A 9712-nucleotide genomic window follows, 5' to 3' on the forward strand; every position below is an offset into this window, starting at 1 on the left:
CCGAAAGCCCTATGCCAGGCCCTGATTAGTGCTATGGTTAAAGCCATATATTTTGTTGAAATCTAGGAGTCTAACTGTGGTTGAGCCGTTGCTTAGTGGCATTGTTCTAGGGTTTATTCCGGTTACCCTGGCTGGGCTATTTGTGGCCGCCTACATGCAGTATCGTCGGGGCAACCAGTTCGACCTGTAGTGGACTAGCCCAGCGCCAGATAGGCACTACCTACCGCCGCCTCAGCCGAGGCGGCGTTTTTAATGGGCACTGACATCAGCCCGGCCCGCAGCTGTCGCCAGGTTTCGTTGGCGGCACCGCCCCCGGCGGTATAGATCTGCCGTAGTGGCGAAGTTCCTAGCTCAGTCAGCAGGGTGTAGCCTCGCTGTTCGATGCGAGCAATGCCCAGGAGCAGACCGTGTAAAAACTCTGCATCATCCTCTGGACGAGGGGTAAGGCGAGGGGCTAACTCCGGGTCGTTGATCGGGAACCGTTCCCCCGATTGGGCTAGGGGGTAGTAGTTTAGGTCGGTTGGAGCAGCCGGGTCAATTCGCTGGCTCAGGGCAGCTAGAGTATCTCGGTCAAAGAATTTTTCGAGTACGGCACCGCCGGTATTTGAAGCGCCGCCCACCAGCCAGAGGTGGCCCAAACGATGGCTGTAGATGCCGTACTCTGTCGCATCGATGCGGCGATCGCTGAGTAGCTTAATCACCAGAGTAGACCCGAGCGAGGTCACGGCATCGCCTGGAGCGCTGGCCCCGCTGGCTAGAAAAGCCGCAATGCTGTCGGTGGTGCCAGCGACCACCTGGCACTGGGGCGATAGGCCAAACTGCTGGGCGATCGCACTCGTCACTCGCCCTACCACATCGCCTGGGGCCAGCACCCGAGGCAGTACGGCACTCCAGGGCTGCCCCAGCATCGATGGGGGATAGGCCAAATTGCCCACGTCATAACCGAGCTTGAGGCTGTTGTGGTAATCGCTCAGCCCCCACTGGCCGTGGAGCTGGGCGCTGAGCCAGTCGGCCTGGTGCAGCAGGTAAACGGCTCGCTGCCAAATATCAAGCGGTAGTGACTGGTGCCACCACACCAGCTTGGCCAGGCTAGAGGTAGCGCTGGCGGCGGGGCTATGGGCCGGGGCGATCGCGTTAACCGTGGCTAAGCTTTCTGGGCAGGGGTGGTTGTAGAGCAGTGGCGGAGTGAGGGCAGAGCCGCTGCGATCGCACAGAATCACGGTGCCAGAGGTGCCGTCGATGGCGATGCGGCCAATTTGCGGGGCGATCGCCTCGGGCAACGCCCCTAGCAGGCTAAACAGCGCCTGTTGCCAGCTCTCGGGAGCGGGCAAGTCGGGGTAACCCTGGCGATGGTGCCAACAAAGATGCCGCTGCGGATCGACCACAGCGGCACGTACCCCAGAGGTACCAAAGTCTATGCCTAGAGCTAGGGGAAGGTTCATCACAAAGCAACCATATCGCTAGGGCGCTACGGGCCGCGCCATCCCCCAAGCCTTGCCTAGATGCTAACCTCGCTGATGGAGCGGGTCATGTAGTCGAAGGGATAATCGACGACGGAAGGATCGGTAACACCGGCCTCCTGCACCTTGACCTTGACAATATCTTTCATGATATTGATGCCGATTACCGTGGGGGCAATGGGCACACCCAGGGAATTGTAGGTTTCGCGCAGCCCCGTCAGTACGCGCTCGTCGAGCACATCGGGGTTGCCAGCCACTAGGGCGTAGCTGCCGTAGCGCAGGTAGTAATCCATATCGCGCAGGCAGGCGGCATAGCGGCGGGTGGTGTAGGCATTGCCACCGGGGCGAATGAGCTCGGGTACTTGGGCAAACAGCGTAACGCCAGCCTCTTTAACGATGCCAGCGGCGTTGGCGCTAATAACTGCCGCTGCTTTGATGCGATCGAGGCCGCTGTCAAAGTAAGACTTAATCGAGTCGAGGGCGCTGCTATCGAGGTAGCGCCCGGTGTTGTCGTAGTTCCTGATCAGCGTGGTGACAGCGTCCCGCATAGGTGGTTTCTCCAACTCTCACTTGGCAAACAGCATTTTAATAAACGGTTGCAGGCGTGGTTCGCCCACCCCTGGCTAGAGGCTCTAACCTCTACAGTGACCAGGTTTTATTCTCGAAAGAGTTTACCACGGGGGCTTGGCCCCTGAACGGCCAAGCCCGGCCAGAGCCCAGGCTTTATGAGTGAATTGTTACAAAACATCATGGTACGTCACGGGGCTTTTGTTGGCTTTCCCTGACAAAAAGTATTGATCGATACAAAATACGCCAACCCCTCTCCCTAGGATGATTCAGATGAGTTGATGCTTGTGATACTCGCAGGGGCCGTGTGTCCGTGCCGGTAAAGCAGTTCTAGTTGTGGCCTAGGCAACCAAGCTTTGCCCACAGCAGTGAGGTCGGTCGATCCAGGGCCAGGGCCAAGGCGTCATCCACGACCAGTTAAATCGGTTTTCCCGAAGATTTCAACGCTAAACGAGGCTAAGGAGTAGTTCATGGCAACCCCAGCAGACATCCTGAAACGCATTGAGGATGAAGGCATTGAGTTAATTGACCTCAAATTTATTGATATGCCGGGCATCTGGCAGCACTTAACCCTACACAAAAGCCAGATTGATGAAAGCAGCTTTACCGATGGGGTAGCTTTCGACGGCTCTAGTATTCGTGGCTGGAAGGCGATTAACGAGTCGGACATGATGATGGTGCCCGACCCCGCCACCGCCTGGCTCGACCCCTTCATGGCCGAGCCAACTCTGAGCATGATCTGCACCATTAAAGAGCCCCGCACCGGCGAGCTATATTCTCGCTGCCCGCGCGCGATCGCAACCAAAGCGATCGAGTATCTCAAGTCTACCGGCATTGGCGATACGGCCTTCTTTGGCCCCGAAGCCGAGTTCTTCATCTTTGACGATGTGCGCTTCGACCAAAACGAGCACTCCGCTTATTACTACGTAGACAGCGTCGAGGGTCGCTGGAACACCGGCAAAGAAGAAAAAGACGCCATGGGTGTCAGCCGCAACCTGGGCTACAAGCCCCGCTACAAGGAGGGCTACTTCCCCGTTGCCCCCACCGATACCTCCCAGGACATGCGCAGCGAAATGCTGCTGACCATGGCCCGGCTGGGTGTACCCATCGAGAAGCACCACCACGAAGTGGCGACTGGCGGCCAGTGCGAACTGGGCATTCGCTTCGGTGAGTTAATCGAAGCGGCCGACTGGCTAATGATCTATAAGTACTGCATTAAAAACGTCGCCAAGAAGTGGGGCAAAACCGTCACCTTTATGCCCAAGCCGCTGTTTAACGACAACGGCTCTGGTATGCACACCCACCAGTCAATCTGGAACAACGGCGAACCTACCTTTGCAGGCGATCGCTACGCCGGACTAAGCCAGAATGCCCTGTACTACATCGGCGGCATTCTCAAGCACGCTCCCGCCCTGCTGGCGCTAACCAACCCCACCACCAACTCCTACAAGCGTCTGGTACCTGGTTTTGAAGCGCCGGTAAACTTGGCCTATTCCCAGGGCAACCGCTCGGCTTCGGTGCGGATTCCCCTATCGGGCGACAACCCCAAGGCCAAGCGTCTGGAGTTCCGCTGTCCCGATGCCACCTCTAACCCCTACCTGGCCTTTGCCGCCATGCTCTGCGCCGGTATCGATGGCATCAAAAACCAGATTGACCCTGGCGATCCGCTAGATGTAGATATCTACGACCTCAGCCCCGAAGAACTGGCGAAAATTCCGTCTACCCCCGGCTCTCTGCTCGATGCCCTCAAAGCTCTAGAAGCCGACCACAGCTTCTTGACCAGTACTGGCGTCTTCACCGAAGACTTCATCAGCAACTGGATCGAGTACAAGCTCGACAACGAGGTCAACCCCATGCGCCTGCGGCCTCACCCCTACGAGCTAGCTCTCTACTACGATTGCTAGAGAACGTTAAGTAGGCTCCTAACTAAGGCGTTTTGAGCAAAAACACAAGGAGGCTAAAGCAAATGCTTTGGCCTCTTTGTGTATGTCAGTACAGAAACTATACTGTTCGGCATCAAACCCAATAGCCGATTTACTCAATCAAGTCATTCTCAGAACCATACTCAGGCTAGAGCCAACCATTCGCTCACCCCTTCTAAGCTGAACGAATTGCCGGACCAGTGCGTTCACTGCTGGTAGGCAATATCTGGATTTGTTTGGCCTAAAACCTGAATGGTTACCGTTTCGCATCAGCGTGCAGATAGTGCAGATTCCGAGTTGGCCTTGCCATCGGTAATGATTGAGGCACCGGCCCAGGCGGCTAAATCGGCTGGGCTACGCTACGTTAGCGACGATCGCCCTGGTTTTGGGCGGCGGCGGTGTGGGCGGGGGTTTATGTATTTGGACCGGAAGGGCGATCGCATCTCTGACCCCGACGAGCTAGAACGGCTGAAAGCGCTGGCGATTCCGCCCGCCTGGGAAGAGGTGTGGATTTGCCCTTACCCCAAAGGTCATCTGCTGGCCACCGGGCGAGACGCTAAGGGGCGCAAGGTGTATCGCTACCATCCCGACTGGCGCGAAGTCCGCAATAAGACCAAGTTTGACCGCCTGATTCCCTTTGGCTATGCCCGCCCGCTGATTCGCGAGGTCACCGATCGCGATCTACGCCAGCGCAATCTAACCCGCGAAAAGCTGCTGGCGATCGTGGTGCGACTGCTGGAAGCCACCGTCATTCGCATTGGCAACGACGAGTACCGCGAGCAAAACCAGTCCTTTGGGCTGACCACCCTGCAACAGGAGCATGTGGATGTGGGGTCAACCACGATTAGCTTTCACTTCATTGGCAAAAGTGGAGTTGAGCACGAGATTGATCTGAGCGATCGCCGCCTGGCCCGAGCGATCAAGCGCTGCCAAGAACTCCCCGGTCAGCAGTTGTTTCAGTATGTCGATGAGGACGGCGATCGCCGCGCCATCGACTCTGACGATGTTAACCAGTATCTACAAACCATTACCGGCGAAGAGTTTACCTCCAAAGATTTTCGCACCTGGGCCGGTACTGCCCGCACCGCTCAAATTCTTAACGACCTGGGAGAATCGACCTCGGCCACCAACGCCCAGGCCAATATTCGCGAAGCGATCAAAGGGGCGGCTCAGCGCTTGGGCAATCGGGTCGCCACCTGCCGCAAATTTTATGTGCATCCCACCGTGACTAAGGCCTATGAGGAAGGCTGGCTGCTAGATGTCTGGCGCGAGGCAGCCCAAGCCCCCAGCGAGTTTGACCTCACTAACGATGAAAAAGCTCTGATCGCGGTTCTAAAGCATCCTCAGCAGCAGGCCTAAAGCTATGGTGGACACCTCGCAAGCGCCTATTTTTATTGTCGGTGCGCCGCGATCGGGCACAACCCTGCTGGCGACAATATTGGCCAGTCATAGCCAGATTAGCTGTGGGCCAGAAACTCATTTTTTCCCATATTTAGAAGCGAACTATCAGCATATTGCTGCGGTGCTTGGGGATGTAGACTGGCCGACGAAAGCGACTGAATTTGTGGGTGCGATCGCCGTTGAAAATCACCCCATCGCCGAACTGTTTGGCGTTACAACCCAGGAGATCTATCGCTATCTGGCCGCTCGCAAACCTTCGCTGCAAGCCTTACTCGAAAGCTTGACCGAGCAGCACAGAATAGCCCTGGGCAAACGCCGCTGGGCCGAAAAAACTCCCAACCATATTCTGCATCTCGCCACTTTGCGGCGGCTGTTTCCCACTGCAAAGGTAGTGCGCATTGTGCGCGATCCCCGCGATGTGGCCCTATCGATGGCGGCAAAGCTGCCCTGGACCAGTCATGCCCCCCTCGACAGCGCTTATTTAATAGAGCGCTGGTATCGCCAAAGCAAGCCTTTTTTTGAACGCGATCGGCTGGCCTACACCCTGCAATACGAAACGTTAGTGACGCAACCGACCGATACGCTGCAACAGCTGTGCCGCTTTCTGCAAGCACCTTTTGAACCTGCTATGTTGAACACTGAAGCCGCCGCTCAATACACGGCTCCTGCCCACGAAACCTGGAAAGATCAGGTTGCCCAGGCGCTGGATTCATCCCGTTGTTTGGCCTGGCAAATGCGATCGCCCCAAAGGGCCGGTCTTGGACCATCGCCCGACACCAACCTAAAAGCCATTAGCACTGTCTGCCACGAAATCATTAAAGACTTTAACTATCGCCCGCTTGAATGTGCCTTAACGCCAATTTTTTCTTGCTACACCAGCGAACGATTTGTGCGCGATCGCCATCAGGAAATAGACCACCTCCTGGCTCACAATCACCTTCTAGTGCCCTGCGATCCGCTGACATTATCTGTCGGTGAACGGGTTGTGTATTGTGACGTGCCGATTAGCGGTTACAACTACGGTAAGAGCCTGAGAAAGTTTGGGCACTTTTGTCTAACTCTGGCAGCGCTACGGCTGAAGGGCGTGACTGTAGAGTTTTGCAATTTTGGTCTTAGTCCCAAGGCCGAAAAAAATCGATTTGGCCAACTGGCGGCCCACCTTTTGCAACGCCTGGGTTCGCCTACAGAACTGTTGGCTATGATAGGGCAGTCCAGCTCTCGACAGTAACTACCATGGCGGCACAGGCACAGATTGGCATCATCGGCGGCAGCGGCCTCTATCAAATGGAAGCCCTCACCGATATTGAAGAAATTCGCATTGATACCCCCTTCGGCTCACCCTCCGATGCCATCATTCTAGGCACGCTGGACGGTACTCGCGTCGCCTTTTTGGCTCGCCACGGGCGCGGCCACACCCTGATGCCTACCGAGCTGCCCTTTCGCGCCAACATCTACGCCATGAAATCGCTCGGGGTGGAGTACCTAATCTCCGCCTCCGCCGTCGGTTCGCTCAAAGAGGCCGCCAAGCCCTTGGATATGGTGGTGCCCGACCAGTTTATCGATCGCACCCGCAGCCGCGTCAACACCTTCTTTGGCGAAGGGCTGGTGGCCCACATTACCTTTGGCGACCCGGTTTGCAATGCCCTGGCCAAGGTACTGGCTGATGCCGTCGAAAGCCTTGAACTGCCCGATGTAGACCTGCACCGGGGCGGCACCTACGTCTGCATGGAGGGGCCAGCCTTTTCGACCAAAGCCGAGTCGGAGCTGTACCGCAGCTGGGGGGCGACGATCATTGGCATGACCAACCTGCCCGAGGCCAAGCTGGCCCGCGAGGCCGAAATCGCCTACGCCACCCTGGCCCTGGTTACCGACTACGACTGCTGGCACCCCGACCACGACAGCGTCACCGTGGAGATGGTGATCGGCAATCTGCAAAAGAATGCCGTCAACGCCCAGCGGGTGATTCGCGAGGTGGTCAACCGGCTTGCCGCCAATCCGCTCGAGTCGGAGGCCCATTCGGCCCTCAAGTACGCCATCATTACGCCGCTCGACAAGGCTCCGGCGGCTACGCTCGATAAGCTGAGCCTGCTGCTGAACAAGTATTTGCCTCAGTAGGGTTTGGGGTTTAATTCCGAATTCTACTGGGCAGGGCAAACGCCGTTTGCCCCTACGTCAGCTGTCCGTTGCTCACCCCTCGCCCACAATGCGAAAGCCCACTTCGTTGCTGCGGGTGTCGGCTTTGCGGCCCGATCGAAACGCCGAGCGGCACTGCTGAGGTGGGCTTTGCCACGAGCCGCCCCGCACCACTCGCCAGGGATCGCTAGCGGATGGGTTGGGTTGAGCCGAGCACCATTCCAGCACGTTGCCGTGCATGTCGTAGAGGCCAAAGTCGTTGGCTTTGCCAAAGGCCCCTACTGCTGTGGTGGTGCCGCGAAACTGACCGATCGGCTCTTGGCGGTAGGGCTGGGTGCCGTTGTAGTTGGCCAGGTCGGTAGTAATGGTTTGGCCGGTGTGGAAGGGGGTGGTGGTTTTGGCGCGGCAGGCGTATTCCCACTCGGCTTCGGTGGGCAGGCGGTAGCGCTTTAGACCAGAGGCAGAGGGATACGTTTGAGCAAGCTGGTTGAGTCGCTCACAAAACTCCACCGCTTCGGCCCAGGAAACTTGCTCTACGGGGCGATCGTTGCCGGTAAAGTAGGCGGGGTTAGGGTTGAGGACCAGGTTTACCTCAGGCAGCTGCGCCACCGCCCGCCACTGGGCCTGGGTGATGGGGTGAACGCTCATCCAAAACGAGTCTACGGCGGCGATCGCCTGCGCGGGCTGTGATGGGTCATAGCCCGGCTCGCTGTCGGGAGCCCCCAGCACAAACTGACCCCCCACAACGGCGACCAGCCGCAGCGTCACCGGGCCAATTGGGGTCTCTAGCCGCAGGGCTTGGTGCGAAGGAGTCGCAAACTTAATTTGCGATCGCCCCATACCAAACTCATCGACATTCACCGATTCATAGCTGTACAGCTCGCTTGAATTAGTCGTTCCCAGGCTGGGCTCCAGCGGGGCCGGTTCGGGAGGCTCCGAAGCTGGCGTCAAGGGAGAAGACTCTGCGCCAGGAGATAAAACGGCAGCTTCCGCCTGCTCTAGGGCCGTTTGAATGCGATCGGGCAGGGTCGAGAGGTCGGGAATGGGTGGAATCTCGCCCGTAGCCAGGGTTTGCAGGGCTGGCACGCGCTGATGGATGGCCAGCGCCGAGCCGCCACCCAGGATGCCCAGTCCCATCATGCGCAGCCAGCGCCGTCGCCCCATGCGAGGCACGGGGGCCTGGGCCGTTTGGTTGGCGGTAGCTAAAGCAGCGGCCAGTTCATCAATAAGATTGACCGGGGGGCTGGCTAGAGCTGTGGTTCCCGACCGATCTTGGCCTATTGCAGACGACCCCACGCCTACGGCTAAGCTACTGAACACTCCCTCAATCCGGTGAATTAGCCGATCGAGATCGCGGTGAAAGTCGGGGTCGCAGCGCACCTGAGCGCTCTGACGGTAGGCGAGGGCCTTTAGCCCCTCAGGCAGGGCGCTTTCTTCGGGCAGGGCCGCCCCACCCACCAGTACCGGAATGACGAGGCGATCGCGCTGTAGAGCGGTTTCAATTTCGATTCGCACCCAGTCGGCGGGGTTGGCTAGCTTGGGCCGACCGCGATCGTCGGCAACCCCAAGCCAGTCGGGGTCAATAATGGCTAGCAGCACCGGGCAGTGGCTCACCTCCTGCTCCAAGTGGTGGCGAAAATTCACCCCAAAGGGAATCGAATCGACATCTTTAAATACGCTATTTTCGCCAAAATGCCCTACTAAACGGTCGTAAAGCCGCCCAGTGATGTCGATGCTAGTGCGTCGACGGTACGAGATAAAAATAGATCTGGCACTACTCATATACGTTGACTACCGAAATGTAGATTGCACACCTGATAGCTAGGATGGTCGATGCCAGCGAAAAGATTCTGTTTTCCGGAGCTTTATTTGATTCCTTACACGGCAGGGCCTAATACATGAATTTTTTACGGTAGCTCAAGGGGTCTCACCCCTTGGGCAAAGTAGGAAAACCGGCATCCAAATGCGCTATTGGTTCAGCGAATTAATAGCGCTGGCCATAGATTAAACCAGCAATACCCTGTACCTTGACCCTATGCGCCATCATCCTTCCTGTTTTGCTTTCGGCATTGCGTTAATAGCCTGGTCGAATGTTCCCGCAGCGATCGCCGGTCAGCCTGAGCCCAGTCGGGCGCTTGGCCTATCGCCAGCGATCGCTCAGAGTTGGCAGTTTGAGACTACCAACACCCTCAGCCGCTTTCCAATCGCCGAGATTGCCCCAGACAATTT

The 9712-nt window shown here is 57.5% G+C and carries 9 protein-coding genes; 6 read left to right on the forward strand and 3 right to left on the reverse strand.

Translation table 11 applies throughout. The annotated features are described in order from the left end of the window. Nucleotides 1–76: 76 nt before the first annotated feature. A complete protein-coding gene (gene petG, locus IQ273_RS25240; protein WP_194025903.1) occupies nucleotides 77–190 on the forward strand; it encodes a cytochrome b6-f complex subunit V in 114 nt (37 codons plus the stop codon). Nucleotides 191–194: 4 nt separating this feature from the next. Here the strand turns inward: petG and IQ273_RS25245 are convergent, their stop codons facing one another. Continuing rightward, nucleotides 195–1442 (reverse strand): FGGY-family carbohydrate kinase, encoded by a 1248-nt coding sequence (locus tag IQ273_RS25245; RefSeq protein ID WP_194025904.1) that lies wholly within the window; start codon nucleotides 1440–1442, stop codon nucleotides 195–197. Between the two features lie 56 nt (nucleotides 1443–1498). Beyond that, nucleotides 1499–2008 carry an allophycocyanin subunit beta gene (gene apcB / locus IQ273_RS25250; RefSeq protein ID WP_194025905.1) on the reverse strand — a complete coding sequence of 170 codons (510 nt, stop codon included), beginning with the start codon at nucleotides 2006–2008 and terminating at the stop codon, nucleotides 1499–1501. A 489-nt stretch (nucleotides 2009–2497) separates the two neighbouring features. Between apcB and glnA the strand changes: the two genes are divergently transcribed. From glnA to IQ273_RS25270, 4 genes are all read left to right on the forward strand, one after another. Continuing rightward, entirely contained in the window at nucleotides 2498–3931 is a 1434-nt protein-coding gene (glnA, locus tag IQ273_RS25255; RefSeq protein WP_194025906.1) for a type I glutamate--ammonia ligase, read from the forward strand. 315 nt (nucleotides 3932–4246) lie between these two features. Continuing rightward, complete coding sequence (locus tag IQ273_RS25260; protein WP_228053830.1) at nucleotides 4247–5308, forward strand: DNA topoisomerase IB; 1062 nt, start codon at nucleotides 4247–4249, stop codon at nucleotides 5306–5308. Nucleotides 5309–5312: 4 nt separating this feature from the next. Continuing rightward, nucleotides 5313–6578 carry a sulfotransferase gene (locus IQ273_RS25265; protein WP_194025907.1) on the forward strand — a complete coding sequence of 422 codons (1266 nt, stop codon included), beginning with the start codon at nucleotides 5313–5315 and terminating at the stop codon, nucleotides 6576–6578. Between the two features lie 5 nt (nucleotides 6579–6583). Further along, nucleotides 6584–7465, forward strand: a complete 882-nt coding sequence (locus IQ273_RS25270; RefSeq protein WP_194025908.1) for an S-methyl-5'-thioadenosine phosphorylase — start codon at nucleotides 6584–6586, stop codon at nucleotides 7463–7465. A gap of 72 nt (nucleotides 7466–7537) precedes the next feature. Here the strand turns inward: IQ273_RS25270 and IQ273_RS25275 are convergent, their stop codons facing one another. After that, the gene (locus IQ273_RS25275) at nucleotides 7538–9265 is read right to left on the reverse strand and encodes an SUMF1/EgtB/PvdO family nonheme iron enzyme (RefSeq protein ID WP_194025909.1); all 1728 of its coding nucleotides are present in this window, start codon (nucleotides 9263–9265) and stop codon (nucleotides 7538–7540) included. Nucleotides 9266–9518: 253 nt separating this feature from the next. Here IQ273_RS25275 and IQ273_RS25280 point away from each other — a divergent pair. After that, nucleotides 9519–9712 (forward strand): hypothetical protein (locus tag IQ273_RS25280; protein WP_194025910.1); only part of this gene is annotated, 194 nt, incomplete at its 3' end.

The sequence above is a fragment of the Nodosilinea sp. LEGE 07298 genome, from assembly GCF_015207265.1.
Lineage (GTDB): Bacteria > Cyanobacteriota > Cyanobacteriia > Phormidesmidales > Phormidesmidaceae > Nodosilinea.